Source organism: Marinobacter sp. EVN1 (assembly GCF_000475375.1).
In the GTDB taxonomy this organism is placed as follows: domain Bacteria; phylum Pseudomonadota; class Gammaproteobacteria; order Pseudomonadales; family Oleiphilaceae; genus Marinobacter; species Marinobacter nauticus.
Window position 1 is genome coordinate 85,566 of sequence record NZ_AXCB01000001.1, and the last position, 24,197, is coordinate 109,762.

A 24,197-nucleotide genomic window follows, 5' to 3' on the forward strand; every position below is an offset into this window, starting at 1 on the left:
TCACTACTCGGCGAACTATGATGCCCTTTGAACAATGATGAACGGCCTTGTAGCGACTTTTCGTCTCGGGCGACACTTTAGCCCAAATGCGTCGGCAGAGTCTGGAAAGCGAACCATTCATCCCAACAATTGAGGAATTCAGTGATGTGCAGATTGCTAGGGGCTGCACTAATTCTCGCTCTCGGCTTTGCTATTGCTGGCTGCTCCACATGGATGAAAGATGAGCCCCCTCTATACGTTGGTGTCTCAGCACCTGAGGAATATGAGATGTGGGTGGTGCATCTGCAATTGGAAAAACCTGGTGCAAGGAGCTGGTGGTTCCCTGTTGGTTCAGTTTCTTGTTGCTGGATTGGGGAATTCGGTCCCCGCCGAGTTGGCGGTGGCGAAATGTCTCCCTTCCCCAGTCTGATCGCCCTTCATTGGTTTTCATTTGCAGAGCAAAAATTCTATTTCTCGTTGATTCGTGTCCCGGAAAGCCTGCAGGACAGGATGCGTAAGCCAGCCGAACACTCATATCCGGACGGAACAACCGGCATGAGGCCTCGGAGCTCGCTGGTATTGGGTCTGGCCCCTGGCGGCCAGGTCGTAATGTGGATGATGAGCCAGCGAAGTAATGCGGTGGAGGCGATGCGTGTATCAGCCACTGAGGTTGATGGCGACCCCAACGACTTTGCCAGTGCCACAGCATCTTATCTGGAGGAGCATGGCAGCTACCTAAAATAGCATGGCCTGCAGCTCGATAAGTGGTAGCCGCACTGCTAAATCCGCGGGTGCGTTTTCTTGGGCGTACCCACAGATTGCGGCTTGTAAAACCTAGTTCCTCAGTTCCCGTGCTGCCGCCACCATGGTTTCCAGTGCCGGCGTCACTTCTTCCCACTTCCGGGTTTTCAGGCCGCAGTCCGGGTTAATCCACAGCCGTTCTGCGGGGATACGTTCAGCCGCCAGAGTCATCAGGTTGATGATGTGCTCCTTGTCCGGAATGTTGGGCGAATGAATGTCGTATACGCCCGGACCAATGTCGTTGGGGTATTCAAAGCTCCGGAAAGCATCCAGCAGTTCCATGTCTGACCGCGACGTCTCGATGGTGATGACATCGGCATCCATCCGCGCAATGGCTTCGATGATGTCGTTGAACTCCGAGTAGCACATATGGGTATGGATCTGGGTGCTGTCATCCACTCCGTTGGCGGCGATGCGGAAGCTGTTAATTGCCCACTCCAGATATGTTGCCCAGTCGGACTGTCTCAGTGGCAGGCCTTCGCGCAGAGCGGCTTCGTCGATCTGGATGATGTTCACGCCGGCTTTTTCCAGATCCTGAACCTCCTCGCGAATCGCCAGGGCCAGTTGCAGGCAGGAATCCTTGCGAGGCTGATCATCCCGTACGAAAGACCAGTTCAGAATCGTCACCGGGCCGGTCAGCATCCCTTTCACCGGTTTGTCGGTCAGCGACTGGGCATAACGGATCCATTCCACGGTCATGGCCTGGGGGCGGCGGATATCGCCAAACAGAATTGGCGGTTTCACGCAGCGCGAGCCGTAAGACTGAACCCAGCCGAAGCGCGTGAAGGCATAGCCGTCCAGTTGCTCGCCAAAGTATTCCACCATGTCGTTACGTTCCGGTTCGCCGTGTACCAGAACATCCAGTCCGAGCTTTTCCTGCGCTTCCACGCAGCGAACAATTTCTGCTCGCATTTGTTCGATGTAAGCCTGTTCGCTCAGCTCGCCCTTACGGAATTGCAGTCGGGCCTGTCGAATCTCGCGGGTTTGTGGGAAAGATCCGATGGTCGTGGTCGGGAAGGCGGGCAGATTTAGTCTCTCCCGCTGGCGGGCGATTCGCTGAGGGTAGGGGCTCTGGCGATTGCCAAGCTCAGGTGTAACCGAAGCAACGGCCTTTCGAACCTCCGGATTGGTCACGCGATGGGAGTTTCGGCGGCTATCGATGGCCAATTGGTTGTCTGCCAGCTCGGCGCGCACACTGCTGCGGCCCTCGTTCAGTGCTCTGGCGAGAATCTGCAGTTCGTCGAGTTTCTGTACAGCAAATGCCAGCCAGTTGCGGATGTCGCTATCAAGCTCCTGTTCCCGGGAGAGGTCGACAGGGACATGCAGAAGCGAACAGGACGGTGCCAGCCACAGACGTTGGCCCAGTTTTTCGTTCAGGGGCTCCAACCAGCCCAGGGTGCTGTTCAGATCCGATTTCCAGATGTTGCGACCGTTGACCACACCGAGAGAAAGCACCTTGTGACTCGGCAGCCAGTCTGCCACGCGACTGACTTCGGCCGGCGCGCTGATGGCATCGATGTGCAGGCCTGCAACGGGCAATTCGCACGCCAGTTGAAGATTGTCCCGAAGCTCGCCGAAATAGGTGGCCAATAGCAGTTTGGGGCGGTTCGCTTTGAGCTGGTGGTAAGCCAGATTGAAGGCATAACGCCAGTTGGCATCAAGATCTGTGACCAGGGCCGGTTCGTCAAGCTGAACCCATTCCGCACCGGCATCCGCCAGAGCTTCCAGGAGTTGCGAATACACCGGCAGCAGGCGCTCCAGCAAATCCAGTCGATTACTAGCATCCGAGGTTTTGCCCAGCCAGAGATAGGTCACCGGGCCAATAATCACGGGTTTGGCGTTGAGTCCCTGTTTCCGGGCTTCGGACAGTTGGGTTAACAGTCGTTCCGGATTGAGTTCAAAGTGAGTGTCAGTCGTCAGCTCTGGCACGATGTAGTGATAGTTGGTGTCAAACCACTTGGTCATCTCGCCAGCGGCGGTGTCGCAGCAGGGGCTATCATTGGCACCCCGGCCACGTGCGGCACGGAAGTAAGCGTCCAGCTCCGAGCCTTCTTTGCCGGCGGCCCGGATCGGGAGGTTTCCCAGAGTGACGGACATATCCAGCACCTGGTCGTAAAGGGAAAAATCTCCCACCGGCACGTAATCGAGCCCGGCCTGTTGCTGCCAGTGGCGCCGGCGCAGATCGGCCGCCGTAATGGCCAGTTCCTGTTCGGTTTGCCGGCCGCCCCAATAGTCTTCCAGCGCGAATTTCAGTTCGCGCTGGCCACCGATACGGGGAAAGCCAAGGTTATGTGTGGTTGCCATGATCGAGTCCTTGAATCTTGTGCGTTGAATGAGGTCTCAAGGTTAAGCGGGCTTTTACATGAATAAAAATGGTATTATTTCACCAAATCATGAGAAAAATTCACGGAGAGGCCATGGTCGAGCGGCACCATCTGGAGATTATGCGAGCCGTGGAGCGCCAGGGTTCACTGACGGCGGCGGCGGAACAGCTACACCTCACTCAGTCGGCGCTGTCCCATGCTATTCGCAAGCTGGAGCAGCAACTGGGCACGCCGGTCTGGCTCCGCGAGGGGCGCCAGTTGCGTTTTACCCAAGCTGGCGTTCAGTTGCTGGCATTGGCCAACCGGTTGCTGCCGCAGTTTGAACACGCTGAGATGCAGATTCACCAGATTGCCCAAGGTCAGCGCGGCAGCTTGCGAGTTGGCATGGAGTGTCACCCCTGCTATCAATGGCTTCTGAAAGTAGTAGGCCCTTACTTGCAGCAGTGGCCGGATGTCGATGTGGATGTGAAACAGGAGTTCCAGTTCGGCGGCATGGGCGCGTTGTTTGGTCATGACATCGACTTGCTGGTTACCCCGGACCCGTTGCACAAACCAGGCGTACGTTTTGAGCCCGTGTTTGATTATGAACAGGTGTTGGTGGTGTCGGAGGATCATTCGCTTGCCGATGAAAAATGGGTAGAGCCGCATCAACTCGAAAAAGAAACTCTGATTACTTATCCGGTGGCAGTAGAGCGTCTGGACATCTTCACACGGTTTTTCCTGCCGGCTCATACCGCACCGGCGCGCCACAAGACCATTGAAACCACCGATATCATGTTGCAGATGGTTGCTGCAGGGCGGGGCGTGAGTGCGCTACCACGCTGGCTAGTGGATGACTATGCCCGGAATATGCCCATCAGAGCCCTGAAACTCGGACAACAAGGTATGCCCAAACAGATTTTTCTGGGTTTCCGGGAGCGCGATGAGGCGGTGGATTATCTGAACGCGTTCGTGAAGCTGGCCCGCAGCATTCGCTGGAACTAATCTCTTCGGTTAAACTGCGCGGAAAATTATTACAGGACACACAAATCATGAGCGAAATCCCTTCTGATCTGAAGTACATCGAAACTCACCAGTGGGTGCGCGTGGATGCCGACGGCACCGCCACCGTGGGCATCACTGATTTTGCCCAGGAGCAGCTGGGCGACGTGGTCTACATCGGTGTGCCGGAAATGGGCGCAACCGTAAACGGCGGCGAAGAAGCCGGAGTGGCAGAATCCGTGAAATCCGCCTCAGACGTATTCAGTCCGGTAACCGGCGAGGTCATCGAGATCAATGAAAAGCTCGAAGACGAGCCGGAAATCGTGAATGAAGACCCCTACGGCGATGGCTGGATGTTCAAGGTGAAGCTGGCCGACGAAGGCGAGCTGGAAGGCCTCATGGATGCGGCTGCCTACGCTGAACACGTGGCTGCTGAGGAATAGTTGTTGATGGAATTCCCCGTTCTCTATCTGCGCAAAGGCGCAGAGCGTCGTCTCCGGGCCGGCCACTTGTGGGTGTACAGCAACGAGGTAGACACCCGCCGCAGCCCGCTGACGGAGTTTCAGCCCGGCGCACAGGTGCAGGTTCGGGCCTCGAACGACAAACCGATGGGGGTAGCGTTTGTGAACCCCCATGCCCTGATCTGCGGCCGACTGATCAGCCGTGATGCTGAGCACGGCATGACTCCAAAGCGGCTGACCGATCGAATGGAGGCGGCGCTGAGTCTGCGGGAACGATTGTTCGATAAACCCTTCTATCGTTGGGTATTTGGCGACAGCGATGGCCTGTCTGGCCTGGTGGTGGACCGGTTTGATGATGTGGTAGTGGTACAGATCTCCACTGCCGGCATGGAACAGATGAAAGACGCCATCGTACGTGCCGTCCAGCGCCTGGCTCATGCCCGCATCATCGTGCTGAAGAACGATGGCAAAATGCGCAAGGTAGAAGGGCTGGATACTTACGTGGAATTTGCCCACGGTCCGGAAGCCGACACCGTGCTGGTAGAAGAAAACGGCGCCCGCTTTGAAGCACCCCTGGCGGGCGGCCAGAAAACCGGCTGGTTCTACGACCACCGCATGAATCGACAGCGCTTGCAGGCCTACGCGCCCGGCAAAAAGGTTCTGGATGTGTTCAGTTACGTGGGCGGTTGGGGCATTCAGGCCGCTTGTGCCGGTGCATCCCGGGTGACCTGCGTGGATGCATCCTCAGCCGCTGTTGACGCGGTACACCACAACGCCAAACTGAATGGGCTAGAAAACGTGGATACCATTGAAGGCGATGCCTTTGATGCCCTGAAAGCCCTGGCGGACGAAAAGGAAAAATTCGACATCGTGGTGCTCGACCCGCCCGCACTGATTCCCCGCCGCCGGGACCAGAAAGCCGGTGAGCAGGCCTATGCCCGGTTGAATCAGTTGGGACTCAGGCTGCTGGAGCGCGACGGATTGCTGGTGTCGGCCTCCTGTTCCATGCACCTTTCCCAGGAAAAGTTGATCGATATTATTCGTAGCAGCGGCCGCAAGATCGACCGGTTTGTGCAGTTGCTGGAACAGGGTCACCAGGCGCCGGATCATCCGATCGTACCGGGGATTCCGGAGACCGACTACATCAAGTCCTGCTTTGTGCGGTCATTGACCGGATTTCTGTGATCGGCGAATTCGCCAAAAACAGGCCGTGGGCCGGGTGAGCCTTTCCGGGATTGTCAAAATCATGGATGATTTTGTCGAGCGTACATGGGTGAATCAGCGCGCTTATGAAGCGAAGCTTCATGCGAAAGATGAACGACAGCAATCTGTGATTGCTGGCCGGACCCCGCAGGGGGATTTACAGCGTATCCCGGAAGAACCCACCCTGCCCAAGGCCGGTCCGGTAGTGCCAGCCCAGATCAATCCCGCAAAGACATCACCGCCCAGCCATTCTCAATTGCCGTTTTCTCCAGGGTAGGGTCCGGATCCACCGCCACCGGATTCTCAACCTTCCGCAACAGCGGCAAATCATTGTGGGAGTCGCTGTAGAACCAGGCACCTTCGAGGCTCTCACCGTGGGCAGTCAGCCAATCATTCAGCCGCTCCACCTTGCCTTCCTGAAAACTCGGTGTGCCCGCCACTTCGCCGGTAAACTTCCCGTTCACCAGCTCTGGCTCAGTAGCAATCAGATGATCCACGCCCAGCAATTCCGCGATGGGCTCCGTAATAAAACGGTTGGTCGCGGTAATAATCATCAGCGTGTGACCCTGCTCACGATGCTCTGCAAGTAACTTCACTGCCTTGTCCTGCATCATCGGCTGCACCTTCTTGGCCATGAAAGCTGCACGCCAGTCCTCAAGCTCATCCATGTTGTGGCGGGTGAGCGGCGCCAGCACAAAGCGCTGGTAATGGAAAACGTCCAGCTCTCCATTCAGGTATTCCTGATAGAAGCGGTCGTTGGCCCGCTTGTACTCCTCGGCGTCCACCATGCCCTCTTCCACCAGAAATTCGCCCCAGGCGTGGTCGCTGTCCCCGGCCAGCAAAGTGTTATCCAGATCAAAAATCGCGAGCGTCAAGCCTTCCCCTCCCATCAGTACAGGCCCCATGGCAAAGGCCACAGTCTATCACGGCACGCCAGCAACGTGCCGCCAACAGCTCCGTTTGCCGAAGTCTTGGGTTTCTGTAAGAATGAGAGCAACTTGGACAATTTTCGCCGGTTAAAAAATAACCGGCTGCCGACTACTACGAGGACTGTGCCGTGATCGACTCAGACGGTTTCAGACCCAACGTCGGAATCATTCTGGCCAACCACAGGGGAGAAGTTCTCTGGGCAAGGCGAATAGGGCAGGACTCCTGGCAGTTTCCTCAGGGTGGAATCAAGCACAACGAAACCCCTGAGGATGCACTCTATCGGGAGCTTGGAGAGGAAATCGGCCTGTGTGCCAGCGATGTGGAAATCATCAGCTGCACCCGGGGCTGGCTGCGTTACCGGCTTCCGAGGAGGATGGTACGCCATAACTCGCACCCCGTATGCGTGGGGCAAAAACAGAAATGGTTCCTGCTGAGGATGTTATCGCCAGACGCGCACGTACGCGTGGATGGCACGGATTCACCGGAATTCGACGGCTGGCAGTGGGTGAGCTACTGGTATCCGTTGGGGCAGGTGGTTTCATTCAAAAGAGAAGTATACAGACGCGCGTTGAGGGAGCTGGCTCCAAGACTGTTTCATAACATGGAACAGTGGCACAGGGCAGAGAACCCACGGCGTATGAAGGAACATCAGAAATGACGGACTGACTCCATGCTGAGCATCCTGCGAAGTCTAGTACAAGAGGTAAACAGCGCCCGCGATCTCCAGGAGGCGTTGGAAATCATTGTATCGCGGGTGCAAAAGGCCATGGGCACAGAAGTCTGCTCGGTTTATCTGCTGGATCCTGCCTCCAATCGCTATATCCTGATGGCCACCGAAGGCCTTTACAAAGACTCCGTGGGCCAGGTTAGCCTGGCCTACTCCGAGGGTCTGGTGGGGCTTGTCGGTTCCCGTGAAGAACCCATCAATCTTGAGGATGCGCCATCCCATCCGCGCTACCGTTACTTCCCGGAAACCGGTGAGGAGCGCTTTCGCTCGTTTCTGGGGGTGCCGATCATTCACCATCGCCGGGTACTGGGCGTGCTGGTGGTTCAGCAGCGGGAAAGCTCCCGTTGCTTCGATGAAGGTGAAGAAGCTTTTCTGGTCACCGTTTCAGCTCAATTGGCAGGTGTGATTGCCCACAGCGAGGCGACAGGGGCCATCAGTGGTCTTTCGCTGACGGGTGAGGAAGCGCGGGATGTGAGTTTTAGTGGTGTTCCCGGCGCGCCGGGTGTCGCCATTGGAACGGGTGTGGTGGTTTATCCTGCTGCCGATCTGGACGTGGTTCCGGAAAAGCCGACCGAAGACATTGACCAGGAGCTGGAGCTCTTTCGTTCAGCTGTTTCGGCGGTGCGGGAAGATATCGAACGCGTTGCCAACCGCCTTGCGTCCCAGCTCCGGCCGGAAGAGCAGGCGTTGTTCGATGTTTACCTGCGGATACTGGGAGATGAGGCGCTTCCGGGTGAGGTGGCGAATCGAATCCGGGAAGGCGTTTGGGCTCAGGGCGCCTTGAAACAGGTGGTTCAGCAGTATGTTCGTCATTTCGAGATGATGGATGACCTGTACCTGCAAGAGCGCGCGGTCGACATCCGTGATCTGGGCCGCCGGCTGCTCTCGCACCTTCAGGAAGGTGAACAGAAACATCTGGAATATCCCGAACGCACCGTACTGGTCAGTGAAGAGCTGACACCGGCCATGCTCGGTGAAGTGCCCAAAGGGCAGCTGGTCGGTCTGGTTTCCGTTAAGGGGTCCAGCAATTCCCATGTGGCCATCCTGGCCAGGGCCATGGGGGTTCCCACCGTCATGGGGCTGGTGGATATCCCGGTTAACCAGCTCGACGGCCGGGAGCTGGTTGTTGACGGTTTCGAGGGGCAGATTTTCGCGTCTCCCTCGGCCGATCTCCGGACCTTTTTTCAGGCTATCTGCGACGAAGAAGACGAGCTGGTTCGGGGCCTTGAAGCGCTGCGTGACAAGCCCTGCGAGACCACAGATGGTCACCGGGTCTCCCTGCTGGTAAACACCGGTTTGATGACCGACGTTGTGCGCTCTCTTTCCCATGGTGCCGAGGGTATCGGCCTGTACCGCACCGAAGTGCCATTCATGATCAAGGACCGGTTCCCGTCCGAGCAGGAGCAGAGGGAATACTACCGGGAACAGCTGGAGGCCTTTGCCCCCAATCCGGTCACCATGCGAACCCTCGATATTGGCGGTGACAAGGCGCTGACCTATTTCCCTATTCAGGAAGAAAACCCGTTCCTGGGCTGGCGCGGTATCCGGGTAACGCTGGACCACCCCGAGATCTTCCTGGTTCAGGTGCGGGCCATGCTCAAGGCCAGTGAGGGTCTGAACAACCTGCAGATCATGTTGCCGATGATCAGCAATATTTCTGAGGTGGAGGAGTCCCTGCACCTGATCTATCGGGTCTATCACGAAGTTCGTGAAGAAGGGTACGACATCCATATGCCCAAGGTGGGTGTGATGGTGGAAATCCCGGCCGCGGTTTACCAGATTCGTGAGCTGGCGGAGCGGGTGGATTTCCTGTCAGTGGGCTCCAACGATCTGACTCAATACCTGTTGGCGGTAGATCGCAATAACCCGAGGGTGGCGCAGCTGTATCACTCCTATCATCCGGCGGTGCTGCAGGCGCTGGTGCGGGTGGCTCAGGATGCCCATTCGGTGGGCAAGCCAGTGGGTATCTGTGGCGAACTGGCGGGTGATCCGGGCGGCGCGCTGTTACTGATGGCCATGGGCTATGATTCCCTGTCGATGAACGCAGCGAGTCTGCCGAAAGTGAAATCCGTGATCCGCAGCGTGGGGCGGGAATGGGCCATTCAACTGTTGGAAGATGTGCTGCTGCTGGATTCGCCCCATGTCATCAAGAGCTGTGTTGATCTGGCGTTACGCAATGCCGGTTTTGGTCGCTACTTGCGTCCAGCCCGTACCTCGTCGGCAGCACTGGCTGAACAGGCCGTTTCCTGAGCGTTGTGAGGGTTATAGTGTGCGCACTCTAAATTCCCTTGTTAGGTTGTTGGATAACTGAAATCCTGCAGCAGTATCCGATAAGGACAGGCAATGAAGACAGCGACCGAGCTCAAGCCAGCACCGAGAATTGGCCTCGCCCTTGGCGGCGGCGGGCCTCTGGGTGGTATTTACGAGATCGGTGCCCTGCGGGCTCTGGACGAAGCCCTGGATGGTCTGGATTTCAATAATATCGATGTCTATGTCGGCGTAAATGCCGGCTCTTTTGTGGCTGCCAATCTGGCAAACCAGATGACCACAGCCCAGCTTTGCCGCATCTTCGTAAGGAACGAAGCTGAGGTTCACCCGTTTCACCCTGAGGTTTTCTATCGTCCGGCTTTGCGTGAGATCGGGCGCCGGTTGCTCGCTGTTCCGGGCTTGCTTTCAACGGCGGTCAGCCGGTTTGTGAACAACCCTTACGACCAGAGCCTGCTGGAAGCCATGACCATTCTGGCCCAGGCGGCACCGGCCGGCCTTTTCGATAACGAGGGGTTGCACGAGTACCTGAAGCGCGCCTTCACCATGCTTGGCCGCACGAATGATTTTCGTCAGCTCAAGCGCAGTCTGTATGTGGTTGCTGCAGACGTGGAGAGCACGGAGGCGGTCTGCTTTGGTGCGCCCGGGTACGATCACGTCCCCATATCCCGGGCGGTTCAAGCCAGTACTTCATCTCCGGGTCTGTACGTGCCGGTCGAGATTGATGGTCGTTTTTACGTGGACGGTACCCTGAGAAAGGGGTTGCATGCCTCGGTCGCTTTTGAAGATGGCGCGGATCTGGTGTTGGCGGTCAATCCCCAGGTGCCCATTGATGCCAGTGCTGCGGTGCGCGCAGGTACCATGAAGCCGGGAGAGCTTACCCGTTCCGGAATGCCGAATCTGTTGTCCCAGATGTTCCGGACCATGGTTTATTCCCGTATGCAGTCGGGTATTGCTCAATACACCCGTGATTATCCGGATAAGGACATATTGCTGTTTGAACCTACCCGGGATGATGCCAAGCTGTTTTTCTCAAATGTGTTCAGCTTCCAGAGTCGCCGTATGGTGTGTGAACACGCCTATCAGATGACCCGCCGAGATCTGCTCCGGCGGGCAGATGAACTGGAGCCCAAACTGCGCAAGTACGGCATTACGCTGCGCCGGGATCGTCTTGAAGATGAGCAGAGAACCATCAGTACCAGCCTGTATGGTGAAATGCTGCCCCTGTATGTGGCCAAAGGTCGCAAGAAGCAGGGCGAGAAGAACCGGATTGCGAGCGGCTTCAGTACCGTCACGCACCTGTTCTCAAAGGCAGAATAAGTACTGATGTTGCCGATACGGGCATGAAAAAGCCGGAGAGGTTATCCCCTCCGGCTTTTTTGTTGGCATTTCAGGAAACCGCGAATCAGAGAATGTAGCGGCTCAGGTCTTCGTCTTCAGATAGTTCGCCGAGCTTCTCGTCAACGTAGTCCGCAGTGACCTCAAAGGTCTCGGTGACCTGGTCGCCGGCGTCGTAGGACAGACTTTCCAGCAAGCGCTCAAGCACGGTATGCAGGCGGCGCGCACCGATATTCTCGGTGGTTTCGTTCACCTTGTAAGCCACTTCCGCAATGCGGGCGATGGCATCGTCGGCGAAGGTCAGTTTCACACCTTCGGTGCCCATCAGCGCTTCATACTGCTGTACCAGCGAGGCATCCGGTTCGGTCAGAATGCGCTTGAAGTCGTCCGGCGTCAGCGCCTGCAGCTCCACGCGAATCGGCAGGCGGCCCTGCAGTTCCGGAATCAGGTCAGAAGGCTTGGACAGGTGGAAGGCGCCAGAGGCAATAAACAGAATGTGGTCGGTCCGAATGGAACCGTATTTGGTGCTTACGGTGCTGCCTTCAATCAGAGGCAACAGGTCGCGCTGAACGCCTTCCCGGGACACATCCGAGGAGGTGTTTTCCGAGCGTTTGGCAACCTTGTCGATCTCATCGATAAAGACAATCCCGTTCTGCTCAACCGCCTGAATGGCCTTCTGCTTGATCTCTTCCTCATTCACCAGCTTGGCGGCTTCTTCGTCCTTCACCCGCTTCATGGCATCCGCCACTTTCATCTTGCGGGTTTTGCGCTTGTCCGAAGACAGGTTGGAGAACATGCTCTGCAGTTGAGAGGTCATCTCTTCCATGCCCGGAGGCGCCATGATCTCCACGCCGGCTCCACTGCTGCGCAAATCGATCTCGATTTCCTTGTCGTCCAGCTCGCCTTCTCTCAGTTTCTTGCGGAACAGCTGTCGGGTCGAGGAGTCCGCATTGGTGCGCTGGCTGTCTTCGTTAAAATCCCTGGGGGGCGGCAGCAGGGCATCCAGAATGCGGTCTTCGGCGGCATCCAGTGCACGGTGTTCATGCCGCTTCATTTCCTGTTCCCGCAGCATTTTCACCGCCATGTCGGCCAGGTCGCGGATGATGGACTCAACATCCCGGCCAACATAGCCCACTTCGGTGAATTTGGTGGCTTCCACTTTCAGGAAGGGGGCATCCGCCAGTTTGGCCAGCCGGCGGGCGATTTCCGTTTTGCCGACGCCGGTGGGGCCGATCATCAGGATGTTTTTCGGGGTAATTTCATCCCGCAGGCTGCTGTCCAGTTGCATGCGGCGCCAGCGGTTACGCAGGGCAATGGCGACGGCGCGTTTTGCTTCTTCCTGGCCCACGATGTGTTTGTTCAGTTCGTGGACAATCTCTCGGGGAGTCATTGCAGACATGGTCGCTCCGGTCGTCAGTCTTTAATGGGCAGCACTTCCAGAGTGCGGTTCTGATTGGTGTAAATGCAGATATCGCCGGCAATTTCGAGCGCCTTCTCGGCGATTTCGTGGGCGCTGAGCTCGGTATTTTCCAGTAGCGCCCGGGCGGCGGCCTGGGCAAACGGCCCGCCGGAACCGATGGCGATCAGCCCCTGCTCCGGTTCGATTACGTCGCCGTTGCCGGTAATGATCAGGGAAGCGGTTTTGTCCGCAACGGCCAGCAGGGCTTCCAGTTTGCGCAGGGCACGGTCCGTGCGCCAGTCTTTGGCCAGCTCTACAGCGGCACGGGTGAGATTGCCCTGGTGTTTTTCCAGCTGGGCCTCGAATCGCTCGAACAGGGTAAAGGCATCGGCGGTGCCACCGGCAAAGCCAGCGATTACCTGGCCGTTGTACAGGCGGCGTACCTTTCGGGCATTGCCTTTCATAACGGTGTTGCCAAGGGATACCTGGCCATCACCGCCCATGGCGACTTCATTCTCCCGGCGTACGGAAACTATGGTGGTCATTGGGGCTCCAATTGCCTGTTTGAATTTGTATTTTGGCTTTATGGAGGCGCGGGGCGGAATTTCAAGAGCAGGGGAGGTAGCTGAACATAGTTCAGCCTTCTTTCGGGATCTTGCGCACCAGAGGCTGGATATTGATAGTAACCAGCTTGTCGACCGCCGAGTTCATCTGGCTGCGGGAGTTGAATGGCCCCACATTTACGCGGTACCAAACACTTCCGTTGTCGAGATCAATACGCTGTACATGAGCCCTGAGTCCCTGGAAGGCGATCTGCGCGCGCTGTCGCTCGGCGTCTTCCTTACTCCTGAACGAGCCAGACTGTACGACATAATCGAACTCCTGCATGGCCGGGCCCGGGGTATATTCTTCCACTTTGGGCGGAACGACCTCGGATTCCGGCAGCATTTCATAGAACCGGAAGTTCTGCTCTTTCGGCCGGCCATCCTGTTTAGCCGTGGTGTTGGCGGGTTGCTTGGGCGCTACCGGGGTTTGCTCCTGAATCGGGGTTTGCCTGGCCGTTTCCGGCCCGCCGGGCAAGGTGTTCAGGTAGACGATAAAGCCGATGAAGCCACCCACGGCGGCCAGAGACAGGATGGTTTTCATAGACAAGGCGCCATGCTGTGAATGCGAGGGTGCACTCTTTTTGGGTTTGGACGGCTTGCGGGGCCTGGCCGCGGGCTTGCTGGCGGCGGCCCCTTTGCCCGCAGGGCGATCTTTCCTGGCGTAATCTCTGGCCATGGCCTGATTACATCTCCTCTGGTGCGCTTACGCCGAGCAGGTCCAGGCCGTTGGCAATGACCTGGCGCACAGCCAGATACAGGCTGACTCTTGCGTCCCGCAGGGCGGTATCTTCAATCAGCACCTTGTGGGCGTTGTAGTAAGTATGGAACTGGCCCGCCAGCTCACGCAGGTAATGGGTGAGGTGATGCGGCTCGCGCTGGGCGGCAGAGTTGGCAATCAGTTCCGGATACTTCGCCAACTGATTGGCCAGCTCTTTTTCTTCATCTAGAGTCAGCAGGCTCAGGTCGCCGACACATTCGTTCATGCCACGCTGCACGCCCTCGGCGGCCAGCTTGCGCAGCACGCTGCAAATCCGGGCATGGGCATACTGGATGTAATACACCGGGTTTTCATTGGTCTGGGAGCGGGCCAGGTCGATATCGAAGGTCAATTGGGAATCCACACGCCGTGCCGCCAGAAAGAAGCGGGTGGCATCGCGGCCGACTTCGTCGATCAGGTCCCGAAGGGTGACGTAGCTGCCGGCCCGCTTGGAGATTTTCACTTCCTGGCCGGAGCGGGTCACCATCACCATCTGGTGCAGAACGTAGTCCGGCCAGCCTTGGGGGATGCCGGCTTTCAGTGCCTGAAGGCCGGCGCGTACACGGGTTACCGTGGAGTGGTGGTCGGCACCCTGCTCGTTGATCACGGTGGTAAAGCCACGCTGCCACTTGTCCAGGTGGTAGGCCACGTCCGGCAGGAAGTAGGTGTAGCCGCCGTCCTTTTTGCGCATAACCCGGTCTTTGTCGTCGCCGAACTCGGTGGTTTTCAGCCACATGGCGCCGTCCTGTTCGTAGGTGTAGCCGTTGGCTTTCAGGCGCTCAACAGTGGCTTCTACCTTGCCGTCTTCGTACAGGGACGATTCCAGGAAATACACATCGAACTGAACGCCAAAGGCTTTCAGGTCCAGGTCCTGTTCCCGGCGCAGGTAAGCCACAGCGAATTCGCGGATGGCGTCCCGGTCGTCCGGGTCGGCCTTGGCGGTCACTTCGCGGTCGTCGGCAATCACGGTTTCGCCGGCCATATAGGCGTTAGCCACGTCAACAATGTAGTCGCCACGGTAGCCATCTTCCGGCCAGCTTTCGTCTTCTGGCGTCAGGCCCTTAACGCGGGACTGAACTGATAGGGCCAGGTTGTTGATCTGGGCGCCGGCGTCGTTGTAGTAGAACTCCCGGGTAACATCGTAACCGTTGGCTTCCAGCAGGCGGCACAGGCAGTCGCCAATGGCGGCACCGCGGCCGTGACCCACGTGCAGCGGGCCGGTGGGGTTGGCAGACACAAACTCCACCTGAACCTTCTCGCCCTTGCCGGTGTTGTTGCGGCCGAACTGCTCCGCTTCGTCCAGAATGCTGTTCACAATGCCGAAGGCGCTGGCGGTGCTCATGAAAAAATTGATAAACCCCGGCCCGGCAATCTCCACTTTCTCCACGGCAGAACTCTCTGGCAATGCCGCCACCAGGGCTTCGGCCAGCTTGCGAGGTGGGCAGCCGGCGGCTTTGGAGGCCACCAGGGCAATATTGCAGGCATAGTCCCCGTGGGACTTGTCTTTGGTGTTGCCCACCTGAGGAGTGAAGCTCTGGTCTGCCGGCAGTGTGCCGTCAGATTGCAGGGTCGCCAGTGCAGACTGGAGAAGCTCGGATACGGTCTCTTTCATGCTGTCGAATGACTCGGTTTGCAGAAGAATGGGTGTCAGGGCAGGGCGCCCGTTGAAAATAGAAGGGGCGTATTATCGCGGAAAGTTGGTGTGTAAGCAAAAAGCCCGGCGCTGGGGCCGGGCTTACTTGGGATCTAAAGCGTTTTTGGGGGGGCGTTACAGACTAATTAAGTCCTCGGACACCGTTTCACCCGGTGTTGTGACAGTTGCTGTCAGGCGTGCTGGAACACCGCTGTCACTTCGTTGTGCGAAAACGCAAGCGGTGAACTGAGTTTCGTCTGCCGGGAGTGCGCTGCCCCGAACCGTTTTCGTTGACTCCGATGACAGAATTTCTCCGTCGGTGATGGTAAATGCAATTTCGGTCCCTGCAGGAGGATGAATCCGGCCACCTGAGCGCTCTAATACAGACACCGATGCACAGTATTCATCAGGCCTTGGCCCTGCTGAAAGTGTAATTAATGGATCCCTGGAGCTCGAAACAAATAGCTCTCCTGTCTCGGAGATAGTACCTACGCCGCCCGCGCTGAGCTCGCCTATCGTTGTCGCTGTAATTTGTGGCTTAGTTTGCCACGGATCCTGGCTTCTCCAAACGACAGTGCAGGTTCCTTCTTCAGTTAATTGGCATTCAGGTGTTATTGAGCCGCCTGTAGTCGTGAAGTTTACAGTAGTGTTGCCTCGGACATTCTGGCCATTTTTGTCTGTGGCAAAGACGCTGAAGTCTACGGTAATGCCTGCGGTAAACTGCGCATCCGGAATAAAGTTGCTGGCGGCAAGAGTTAGGCCCGTCTCAATCGGTATGGTTGAGTTTATCGCGATTGGTGGTGACTGGGTTTCACTCAAGCTACCATCTGAGGCTTCGATTCCCGCAATAACTCGAACGACGGTGGAGTCCGAGCCGGCAATTACCAATGTTGAAACCTCGCCGTTGTTGTCAGATGTTGCTTCAGTCGGGTCGATGCTTACGGGAATGCTTGGTGCGGCTGTGTCGCCAGTTATTCGAAAGCTCACTGTGACATTTGGCACCGGGTCGCCGGCCTGATCAACTACTTGGAAGCTGACCTCTGATTCGGAAGGCCTGGAAAGAGAGCCTGAGCCTGCAGGGGCGATTGATGTGAATTCCGGTTCGTTTGATAGAATTCGGTCTGCTTCAGCGCCATCAATGTTCAGCACGATACTGGCTGTAGCCTGGGTTCCGTTAATAAAGGCTGTCACCGTATCGGTCGGAGTGCATCCGCTTGCAGTGTACGTCGTTTCTGCAACGCCCGAACCCGTAACAATGGGAGTGCTAATAGTTGCCGTACCATTGGTCAGGCAACCTGATCGGAAGCTTATTTCTAAATCGCGATCATCTATTAGGCTGTTACCATTGCCTGCGTCAACCGCAGAGACGGTAAGAGAGGTAGTTCCTCTTGGCGGCAGGTTCGTTATCTCGGACTCTATTTGTCCTTCAATGAACGATGAGCCTTCGCCAGAACCCAGGACAATAACTTCTTCCTGCCCGCCATCGTTGGTTCCGCTTCCGCCTGTCGAATCTCCGCCACCTCCGGAGCCGTTTCCGGACACAAGCGGCGTTGAACTATCATCTCCGCCACAGGCCGCCAAAAAAACAGCCAGCGACAACGCCGACGCACGCGCAAGGAATTTCCCTGACATTTTATATCTCCAGTTTTCGTTTACAGCAAAAGCCTTTTCGCTGCGCATTCCCTGCACGAGAACCGCAACCTCAGGTTTCTTTCTAGGTTTGTTGGTTATATGGCTGAAAATCATAGCACAGTCAATTCAAACGAAATGCTTACGAATGGGGAATTCTGAAAAAGATTGTAACGAATTGCATGGTGGGCGCTGTGTCACATTTTGGAGTATAGGGTATTACCCGGTCTCCTGAGGATCCACATCCACAATCCATTTAGTGCTTGCCGGCAGCTTGCTCTGATCCAGGTGCTGACAAAGGTGACTAAGCAAGTGGTTGAGTCGGCGCCGGCTATCGCTGACCAGTATCAGTTGCGCCCGGTGCCGGTCGGCTTTACGTGCAATTACCGCCGGTAGCGGCCCCCAAGTTTCTATGCCGCTCACTGCCGTCATGGGTTTAATGGTGTCCAGCAGTTGCAGGCTTGCCTGCATGGTGTCGGCTTCCGCGCGGAGTATGGCCATGGCGCGGAATGGTGGCAGGGCGCCGGTTTGGCGTTCAGTCAGAAGTTGGTCTGCCAGAGCGGCATAATTACCCTGGCAGAGCGATTTCAGCAGCGGGTGGTCGCTGTGGCAGGTCTGGATAAGCACTTTGCCGGGTTTTTCGCCCCGGCCAGCGCGGCCGCTCACTTGCAAAAGTGTCTGCACCATCTGTTCCGGCGCCCGAAAATCGACACTGAACAGGCCACCATCGGCGTTGACGACGGCAACCAGGGTCACGTTGGGAAAGTCATGGCCCTTGGCGAGCATCTGGGTGCCCACCAGTATGCAGGGCGCACCGCTGTTAACCTGAGCCAGTATATTCTGGATACTCCCTTTGCGCTGGGTGCTGTCCCTGTCTACCCGTACAATGGGGGTGTCCGGAAACTGTTCGGCCAGGGTTTCTTCGGTGCGCTCTGTGCCCTGGCCTACGGGTTTGAAATTTTCACTCCGGCATTTGGGGCAGCTGTGGCTTGCGGCCATCTGGAAGTCGCAGTGATGGCAACGCATGGCTCTGTCCCGGCGATGGTATGTCAGTCGGGTATCGCAGCGCGGGCATTCCTCCATGTGGCCACAATCGAAGCACATCATGATGGGGGCGAATCCCCGCCGGTTCACAAATACCAGTGCCTGCTCACCTCGTGCCAGTGTTTCCTTTATAGCGTTCAGGGTGGGGCGCGAGAGGCCGGCTTCCAGAGGGCGGCTGCGGATGTCGAGCAGCTCCACTTCCGGAGGTGAGGCATTGCCAGCCCGTTGTTCCAGGCGGATAAGGTGGTATTTGCCTTGCCTGGCGTTGTGCCAGGATTCCAGCGAAGGCGTTGCTGAGCCCAGGATGACGGGGCATTGATTCAGGTGAGCCCGATAGACGGCAACGTCCCGCCCCGAGTAGCGAAACCCTTCGCCCTGCTTGTAGGAGTTGTCATGTTCTTCGTCCACAACAATGGCGCGAAGGTTCGTGAACGGCAGCAAGACGGCGGAGCGGGTGCCGATCAGAATAACCGGTTCCCCATGTCGGATTCTCAGCCAGGTAGCCAGGCGTTCGCTGTCGTTCAGGGCCGAGTGCCAGGCCACAATCCGGTTGCCGAAGTAACGCCGGAAGCGCTCGAGGGTCTGGGGCGTGAGGTTGATTTCGGGAACCAGTACCAGAGCCTGTTGGTCGTCCCGCAGTTTTTGTGTCAGGTAATGAAGATAGAGCTCGGTCTTGCCGCTCCCGGTGATGCCATAAAGAAGTGTGGCACTGAAGCGATCTGTAACCTGTGGTAATTCTTTGGCCGCTGCCAGTTGCGCGGGTGAGAGTCTGGGGCCGTCTACTGTGGCGATGCTTTCGCTGGAAGTCGGATGCTGTGGATCGCTCAGTTCGATAAGGCCTTTATCGTGAAGGCTTTTGATCTGAGGGCGGTTGAAGCCGGCTTTAACCAGTTCGCCGGTCGATATGCCGGGGGCGCGCTGGATGGCTTCCAGCAAGGCTTTCTGTCGATGGGCGTTGGCCGGCAGTGGGGCGATGTTTTGGGTGCCTTGCCAGTGTTCATCCTGTTTCTGCTGTGACGGCCGGCCTCGGCGTAATGCGGGAGGCAGAGCGGTGAACAGGCACTCACCCAAGGGGTGCTGATAGTAGTCGCTCGCCCAGCTAAGGAGTTGGAAGGTGGCTGTGGGTAAGGCAAGCCACGGCTCCAGCACTTCCAGGATCGGCTTGAGGGTAATGCCGTCTGGTGGTGTCACGCCGGTTTCCACCACAAGGCCGGTCAGGGTTTGCCTGCCAAAGGGTACTTTCACGCGTTGCCCGGGTGAGACTGTCATGGTCTCCGGGATTCGGTAATCAAAGAGTCGCCGGAGCGGGCGATTCAGGGCGATGCGAGCGGTTGAGGGCCGTGTCACGGTAACTGCGTATCCTGAAAGCGGGCAAAAGTAGGCTGGTTGCATGGTATCCGGACTGTTCCGGATGGCCAAGATACTTGCCTGTGGTCGGGTTTGTCAGTAAGATTCGCGGTCTGTTTCTGGCCGGGCTTGATTGTGCACGGTCTTTTCAATTGATTCAAACATGCGGTGCCTGGCACCTGGGCAGCCAAAATGCCCCGTGATCAGGTAGCGGCATGACCTAACGAGGTTCGCCATGAAAGAAGGTATTCACCCGAAGTACGAAGACATCACCGCTACCTGTTCCTGCGGTAATGTGATCAAAACCCGTTCCACCATCGGTCACGATCTGCAGCTGGACGTATGCTCCCAGTGCCACCCGTTCTACACCGGCAAGCAGAAGGTTATGGACACCGGTGGTCGTATCGATCGCTTCCAGAAGCGTTTCGGCAGCCGTATCGGTGGCAAGAAAGACTGATCCGCGCCGGGATGTTGAAAAAGCGCCTTTGGGCGCTTTTTTTGTGCGCCAATGAAAAATAAAGTTTGCTATATACGCAAAATGCACTATTGACTGTTCATAAAATATTCGATTTCGGCTTGTCGTTTTGGGTCGGGCGCGCCATAATGGCGCGCTCCGTTGGGCGAGCTCCAGCGGGATTTACCTTTAAACGTGACAAACGGAACAGTGGCAATGTCTCAAGATCTGAAAGAAGCAGCCCTTGAATATCACGCCAAACCGCGGCCGGGTAAGCTGAGTGTTGAAATCACGAAGCCGACCCAGACTTCCCGCGACCTCTCCCTGGCGTACAGCCCCGGGGTTGCCGAACCGGTCCGCGAGATCGCGAAGGACCCCGAGAACGCTTACAAATACACAGCCAAGGGTAACCTGGTTGCCGTGATTTCTGACGGTACCGCTATCCTGGGTCTGGGTAATCTCGGCCCTCTGGCGAGCAAGCCGGTTATGGAAGGCAAGGGCGTACTGTTCAAGCGCTTTGCCGGAATTGACGTCTTCGACATCGAGGTTAATTCCGAAAGCCCGCAAGCGTTTATTGAAACTGTTGAGCGCATCGCCGATACCTTCGGTGGTATCAACCTCGAGGACATCAAAGCACCGGAGTGCTTCGAGATTGAGCGTGCGCTGATTGAAAAGTGTAACGTGCCCATCTTTCACGATGACCAGCACGGTACCGCTATTGTAACTGCGGCCGGCATGATCAATGCTCTTGAGCTGCAGGGCAAGAAAATTGAAGAGGCAAAGGTGGTATGTCTGGGCGCCGGTGCGGCCGCCATTGCCTGCATGAAGTTGCTGATCAGCTGCGGTATGCGCTCTGAGAACATCTTCATGCTCGACCGTAAGGGTGTGATCCACTCTGGTCGTGATGATCTGAACCAGTACAAGGCGATGTTCGCCAACGATACCGACAGGCGTACTCTGGACGACGCCATCGACGGTGCCGACGTGTTCCTGGGTCTGTCTGGCCCGGACCTTCTGTCTGCCGAGCAATTGGCGAAAATGGCACCGAACCCGGTGGTGTTTGCCTGTTCCAATCCGGATCCGGAAATCAGCCCGGAAGTGGCCCTGGCTACCCGTGATGATCTGATCATGGCGACAGGTCGCTCTGACTATCCGAACCAGGTGAACAACGTGCTTGGCTTCCCGTTCATTTTCCGTGGTGCACTGGATGTACGTGCAACCGCTATCAACGAGGAAATGAAGGTTGCCGCGGTTAACGCAATCCGTGAACTGGCCAAAGAGCCGGTGCCGCAGGAAATCTGTGAAGCCTACGGTGTTGATTCGTTCGAATTCGGTAAGGAATACATCATTCCAAAGCCGATGGATGTTCGTCTGCTGGAAGTGGTGCCGGCCGCCGTGGCCCGTGCTGCGGTAGATTCCGGTGTTGCGCGCAATCCGTACCCTGCGCATTACCCGCTGAAGTCTATGGACGACATCATCTGATCGGGATGTAGTCTGGCTTCAAAAAAAAACCGGCGGAGATCCCGCCGGTTTTTTTGTGCGTCCTGCTTGGGGTGGTGCTGCGACAGATCAGAAGATCTGCCGTGACAGGTCGTCCCCGTTACCGTTGTCGCCGTTCCCTCCGATACTCTCCGCTGGCAGAGGCGAGGGTGCGTCTTCTTCCTTGAATATTTCGAACACGGCTTCTTCGCCGGGCCGGGCTCTTTCTCCGGTTTCCGGGTTGATCCGGATATTCACGATGCCATTGGGCCTGGGCATGGTGGCTGCTGGCTGGTCTGCCAGTGCTACTTTCATATAGTCGACCCATATCGGCAGTGCGGTACTGGCGCCATACTCGCCGCGACCCAGGGGCGAGGGTTGGTCAAATCCGACCCAGACGGTAGTTGCGATATCGTGGTTGAAGCCCGCGAACCAGGTGTCTTTCTGCTCGTTGGTGGTGCCCGTCTTGCCGGCAATGTCGCTGCGATTCAGGGCCAGGGCGCGACGTCCCGTTCCCCGGCGAACCACGTCCTGCATCATGGAGTGCATGATGTAGATTGATCGTTCGTCGGCCAGGCGTTGCATGATCCGTGGTTCGTTGGCGTTTTCCTCGGCTTCTGAGGCGGGTAATGCCATTCCCTCAATCTCGGGCGGTTGCTCCGGATTTTCCTGTTGGGTATCGACTGTCGGTGCGGATGAAGCTTCGCAATCCTCATCGCACAATAGGGTGTCCGGGGCTTCATAGACCACGGTGCCGTCCCATTCCTCGATTCGCTCAATCAGGTAAGGCTGTACGTCGTAACCGCCATTGGCTATCACCGCAAAGCCTCTTGCCAGCTCCATGGGTGTCAGCAGACCGCTGCCCAGAGAGAGTGAGAGGTTAGAGGGCATATTTTCAGTCGGGAGTTTGAGTTGCTCCAGATAGCTGAGGGTGGTGTTTATGCCAAGGTCTCTCAGCAGGCGGATGGAAACCAGGTTACGGGATCGGTAAAGGCCTTCACGCAATGTGGTTGGTCCGTAGAACTGGCCTGATGAGTTCTGTGGTCGCCATGCGGTTTCAAGTTCGGAGTCTTCGAATACAATCGGGGCGTCGTTGTAGATGGTCGCCGGTGTTCGACCGTTTTCCAGAGCGGAAAGGTACAGGAATGGCTTGAACGTTGAGCCTGGTTGGCGGCTGGCCTGGGTGGCGCGATTGTACTTGCTCTGGTTAAAGCTGTAGCCTCCCGCCAAAGCTTCAATGGCGCCGGTTTTGGCCTCGAGAGAGATAAGTGCGCCCTCGATTCTGGGTGCCTGCGCCAGGGAAACCTGCAGTTCGGTGACAGCCTGCGTGGATGCGTTCTCGCTGCCAGGTTCTGCCTCAGAGTCTTTAATCTGTGGCAGTTGGTCAACTTTTACATAGATGACGTCTCCGGGGCTGACCACCTCGGAAGGATTCTGTGGTTCGGGCCCGGTAATGCTCTCGGTGCGGAATCGGCGTGCCCAGGTCATGGTGTCAAATGGCATAACGCCCGGGCCCAGGCGCCGTGCGTGCACTCTCACTTCATCTTTTTCGTCATCTATGGATGTCACAACGGCTGGTACCAGTGCTTCAACTCGCGGGTAGTTCTGCATCTGGTTTGAGAGTTCGGCCGGTGTCAGCCCTTCAATATCAAACTGTCCGATGGGGCCCCGGAATCCGTGCCGGCGGTCATAGGCTTCGAGGCCTGCTCTCAATGCCTCGGTGGCAGTTTGTTGCTTGGTGCTGTCGACCGTCAGGGTCACGCTGTAACCGTCGGTGTAGGCATTCTCCCCGTAGCGGCGAACCATTTCTGCCCGGGCCATTTCGGCCACGTAGTCGGCGTCCACTTCGGCATCCCGGGTGTTATAGCTGGCGGTCAGGGGTGCTTTGGTGGCCAGAGACCAGGCGTCTTCGGTGATGTAGCCAAGGTCTTTCATTCTGCCGAGTATCCAGTTGCGGCGAATCAGGGCTCGCTCGGGATTTGCCAGGGGGTTGTAGGCAGAGGGCGCTTTGGGGAGGCCGGCCAACATTGCCATCTGGGCCAGTGACAGTTCTGTCACCGGTTTGTCGTAGTAAACCTGGGCGGCAGCGGCGATTCCATAGGCCCGGTTGCCGAGGTAGATCTTGTTCAGATAGAGCTCAAGAATCCTGTTTTTATCCAGTTCACGTTCAATCTGAAGAGCCAGCAGTATCTCGTTGAACTTTCGGATGAAGGTTCGGTCGCGTGACAAAAAGTAATTTTTTGCAACCTGCATGGTGATGGTGCTGCCGCCAGACTGGATTTCTCCGGTGGTGATCAGTTCCACTGCAGCCCGCGTCAGGCCTTTAATGTCGACTCCGAAATGCTCGTAAAAACGCGCGTCTTCCGCCGCCAGGAAGGCTTGTAACTGAATTGTAGGGATCTGTTCTATTGTGATCGGTGCCCTTCTCTTTTCACCGAATTCTGCTATTAATCTGTTGTCTTTGCTATACACCCGTAAAGGCGTCTGCAGCCGGACATCCAGCAATTGCTCGACCGGTGGCAGATTGGGCCGAAGATAAAGATACAGGCTTGAGGAAATAATAATGGCGACACTCAGGCCGGTAAGAAAGAACCAGGCAAAAACGCGAGATGTACGCAACAAATGAGACATTTTTTTCTGACAACTGTTGGATATAGGTCTATTATTTGAGAAATTGCTTTAGGAAGGTTCGGTCGCCTCGCCGTCTGCAATGTCTCCCGAAATTCGAGAGATTGCATTGTAGACGGAATAAATAAGAAATTCTCTTACATAAAAAACACATAGAACGCCTCTGAAATGATCGCCTTAACAGGGAGTGGTTCAGGGGTTCCAACGCCGGGT

At 56.8% G+C, this 24,197-nt stretch carries 18 protein-coding genes; 9 read left to right on the top strand and 9 right to left on the bottom strand.

The window, feature by feature from the left end:
- The first annotated feature begins 144 nt into the window (after nucleotides 1-144).
- Nucleotides 145-723, top strand: coding sequence for a DUF2931 family protein (locus Q674_RS21515; protein ID WP_023007625.1), 579 nt, complete (start codon nucleotides 145-147; stop codon nucleotides 721-723).
- A gap of 90 nt (nucleotides 724-813) precedes the next feature.
- Here Q674_RS21515 and metE read toward each other — a convergent pair whose 3' ends face one another.
- The gene (metE, locus tag Q674_RS21520) at nucleotides 814-3,084 is read right to left on the bottom strand and encodes a 5-methyltetrahydropteroyltriglutamate--homocysteine S-methyltransferase (RefSeq protein WP_023007626.1); all 2,271 of its coding nucleotides are present in this window, start codon (nucleotides 3,082-3,084) and stop codon (nucleotides 814-816) included.
- 113 nt (nucleotides 3,085-3,197) lie between these two features.
- Between metE and Q674_RS21525 the strand changes: the two genes are divergently transcribed.
- Genes Q674_RS21525 through Q674_RS21535 form a run of 3 tightly spaced genes read left to right on the top strand, consistent with a single transcriptional unit; the run spans nucleotide 3,198 to nucleotide 5,731 of the window.
- Nucleotides 3,198-4,088 (top strand): LysR family transcriptional regulator, encoded by an 891-nt coding sequence (locus tag Q674_RS21525; RefSeq protein WP_023007627.1) that lies wholly within the window; start codon nucleotides 3,198-3,200, stop codon nucleotides 4,086-4,088.
- 47 nt (nucleotides 4,089-4,135) lie between these two features.
- A complete protein-coding gene (gcvH, locus tag Q674_RS21530; protein ID WP_011784330.1) occupies nucleotides 4,136-4,528 on the top strand; it encodes a glycine cleavage system protein GcvH in 393 nt (130 codons plus the stop codon).
- Between the two features lie 6 nt (nucleotides 4,529-4,534).
- Nucleotides 4,535-5,731: a class I SAM-dependent rRNA methyltransferase gene (locus tag Q674_RS21535; protein WP_023007628.1), complete on the top strand. Its 1,197-nt coding sequence runs from the start codon at nucleotides 4,535-4,537 to the stop codon at nucleotides 5,729-5,731.
- A 236-nt stretch (nucleotides 5,732-5,967) separates the two neighbouring features.
- Here Q674_RS21535 and Q674_RS21540 read toward each other — a convergent pair whose 3' ends face one another.
- Nucleotides 5,968-6,624: an HAD family hydrolase gene (locus Q674_RS21540; protein ID WP_031209499.1), complete on the bottom strand. Its 657-nt coding sequence runs from the start codon at nucleotides 6,622-6,624 to the stop codon at nucleotides 5,968-5,970.
- A gap of 182 nt (nucleotides 6,625-6,806) precedes the next feature.
- Between Q674_RS21540 and Q674_RS21545 the strand changes: the two genes are divergently transcribed.
- The 3 genes from Q674_RS21545 to Q674_RS21555 all read left to right on the top strand — a co-directional run bounded on the left by Q674_RS21545 (nucleotide 6,807) and on the right by Q674_RS21555 (nucleotide 10,991).
- Nucleotides 6,807-7,337, top strand: a complete 531-nt coding sequence (locus Q674_RS21545) for an RNA pyrophosphohydrolase (protein WP_011784333.1) — start codon at nucleotides 6,807-6,809, stop codon at nucleotides 7,335-7,337.
- A gap of 12 nt (nucleotides 7,338-7,349) precedes the next feature.
- Entirely contained in the window at nucleotides 7,350-9,656 is a 2,307-nt protein-coding gene (gene ptsP / locus Q674_RS21550; protein WP_023007630.1) for a phosphoenolpyruvate--protein phosphotransferase, read from the top strand.
- Between the two features lie 93 nt (nucleotides 9,657-9,749).
- Nucleotides 9,750-10,991, top strand: coding sequence for a patatin family protein (locus Q674_RS21555; protein ID WP_022992070.1), 1,242 nt, complete (start codon nucleotides 9,750-9,752; stop codon nucleotides 10,989-10,991).
- A gap of 85 nt (nucleotides 10,992-11,076) precedes the next feature.
- On the opposite strand, the gene hslU is transcribed toward Q674_RS21555, so the two are convergent.
- The 6 genes from hslU to Q674_RS21580 all read right to left on the bottom strand — a co-directional run bounded on the left by hslU (nucleotide 11,077) and on the right by Q674_RS21580 (nucleotide 19,468).
- Nucleotides 11,077-12,408: an HslU--HslV peptidase ATPase subunit gene (gene hslU, locus Q674_RS21560; protein ID WP_023007631.1), complete on the bottom strand. Its 1,332-nt coding sequence runs from the start codon at nucleotides 12,406-12,408 to the stop codon at nucleotides 11,077-11,079.
- 14 nt (nucleotides 12,409-12,422) lie between these two features.
- Nucleotides 12,423-12,953: an ATP-dependent protease subunit HslV gene (hslV, locus tag Q674_RS21565; protein ID WP_011784337.1), complete on the bottom strand. Its 531-nt coding sequence runs from the start codon at nucleotides 12,951-12,953 to the stop codon at nucleotides 12,423-12,425.
- A gap of 91 nt (nucleotides 12,954-13,044) precedes the next feature.
- Nucleotides 13,045-13,689 (bottom strand): SPOR domain-containing protein, encoded by a 645-nt coding sequence (locus Q674_RS21570; RefSeq protein WP_023007632.1) that lies wholly within the window; start codon nucleotides 13,687-13,689, stop codon nucleotides 13,045-13,047.
- 7 nt (nucleotides 13,690-13,696) lie between these two features.
- Entirely contained in the window at nucleotides 13,697-15,382 is a 1,686-nt protein-coding gene (gene argS / locus Q674_RS21575; RefSeq protein WP_023007633.1) for an arginine--tRNA ligase, read from the bottom strand.
- Between the two features lie 156 nt (nucleotides 15,383-15,538).
- Nucleotides 15,539-17,149 carry a hypothetical protein gene (locus Q674_RS41025; protein ID WP_023010973.1) on the bottom strand — a complete coding sequence of 537 codons (1,611 nt, stop codon included), beginning with the start codon at nucleotides 17,147-17,149 and terminating at the stop codon, nucleotides 15,539-15,541.
- Nucleotides 17,150-17,251: 102 nt separating this feature from the next.
- Nucleotides 17,252-19,468: a primosomal protein N' gene (locus Q674_RS21580; protein WP_051993019.1), complete on the bottom strand. Its 2,217-nt coding sequence runs from the start codon at nucleotides 19,466-19,468 to the stop codon at nucleotides 17,252-17,254.
- Nucleotides 19,469-19,658: 190 nt separating this feature from the next.
- On the opposite strand from Q674_RS21580, the gene rpmE reads away from it, so the two are divergent.
- The gene (gene rpmE, locus Q674_RS21585; RefSeq protein ID WP_014420566.1) at nucleotides 19,659-19,880 is read left to right on the top strand and encodes a 50S ribosomal protein L31; all 222 of its coding nucleotides are present in this window, start codon (nucleotides 19,659-19,661) and stop codon (nucleotides 19,878-19,880) included.
- Between the two features lie 213 nt (nucleotides 19,881-20,093).
- Complete coding sequence (locus Q674_RS21590; RefSeq protein ID WP_011784343.1) at nucleotides 20,094-21,359, top strand: malic enzyme-like NAD(P)-binding protein; 1,266 nt, start codon at nucleotides 20,094-20,096, stop codon at nucleotides 21,357-21,359.
- Nucleotides 21,360-21,446: 87 nt separating this feature from the next.
- On the opposite strand, the gene Q674_RS21595 is transcribed toward Q674_RS21590, so the two are convergent.
- Nucleotides 21,447-23,987: a penicillin-binding protein 1A gene (locus tag Q674_RS21595; RefSeq protein ID WP_023007636.1), complete on the bottom strand. Its 2,541-nt coding sequence runs from the start codon at nucleotides 23,985-23,987 to the stop codon at nucleotides 21,447-21,449.
- Between the last annotated feature and the right edge of the window lie 210 nt (nucleotides 23,988-24,197).

Bases quoted from the DNA above. Each gene is read 5' to 3' on its own strand.
- Q674_RS21515 (WP_023007625.1), top strand. From the start codon at position 145: ATGTGCAGATTGCTAGGGGCTGCACTAATTCTCGCTCTCGGCTTTGCT.
- metE (WP_023007626.1), bottom strand. From the start codon at position 3,084: ATGGCAACCACACATAACCTTGGCTTTCCCCGTATCGGTGGCCAGCGC.
- Q674_RS21525 (WP_023007627.1), top strand. From the start codon at position 3,198: ATGGTCGAGCGGCACCATCTGGAGATTATGCGAGCCGTGGAGCGCCAG.
- gcvH (WP_011784330.1), top strand. From the start codon at position 4,136: ATGAGCGAAATCCCTTCTGATCTGAAGTACATCGAAACTCACCAGTGG.
- Q674_RS21535 (WP_023007628.1), top strand. From the start codon at position 4,535: ATGGAATTCCCCGTTCTCTATCTGCGCAAAGGCGCAGAGCGTCGTCTC.
- ptsP (WP_023007630.1), top strand. From the start codon at position 7,350: ATGCTGAGCATCCTGCGAAGTCTAGTACAAGAGGTAAACAGCGCCCGC.
- Q674_RS21555 (WP_022992070.1), top strand. From the start codon at position 9,750: ATGAAGACAGCGACCGAGCTCAAGCCAGCACCGAGAATTGGCCTCGCC.
- hslU (WP_023007631.1), bottom strand. From the start codon at position 12,408: ATGTCTGCAATGACTCCCCGAGAGATTGTCCACGAACTGAACAAACAC.
- hslV (WP_011784337.1), bottom strand. From the start codon at position 12,953: ATGACCACCATAGTTTCCGTACGCCGGGAGAATGAAGTCGCCATGGGC.
- Q674_RS21570 (WP_023007632.1), bottom strand. From the start codon at position 13,689: ATGGCCAGAGATTACGCCAGGAAAGATCGCCCTGCGGGCAAAGGGGCC.
- argS (WP_023007633.1), bottom strand. From the start codon at position 15,382: ATGAAAGAGACCGTATCCGAGCTTCTCCAGTCTGCACTGGCGACCCTG.
- Q674_RS41025 (WP_023010973.1), bottom strand. From the start codon at position 17,149: ATGATTTTCAGCCATATAACCAACAAACCTAGAAAGAAACCTGAGGTT.
- Q674_RS21580 (WP_051993019.1), bottom strand. From the start codon at position 19,468: ATGCAACCAGCCTACTTTTGCCCGCTTTCAGGATACGCAGTTACCGTG.
- rpmE (WP_014420566.1), top strand. From the start codon at position 19,659: ATGAAAGAAGGTATTCACCCGAAGTACGAAGACATCACCGCTACCTGT.
- Q674_RS21590 (WP_011784343.1), top strand. From the start codon at position 20,094: ATGTCTCAAGATCTGAAAGAAGCAGCCCTTGAATATCACGCCAAACCG.
- Q674_RS21595 (WP_023007636.1), bottom strand. From the start codon at position 23,987: ATGTCTCATTTGTTGCGTACATCTCGCGTTTTTGCCTGGTTCTTTCTT.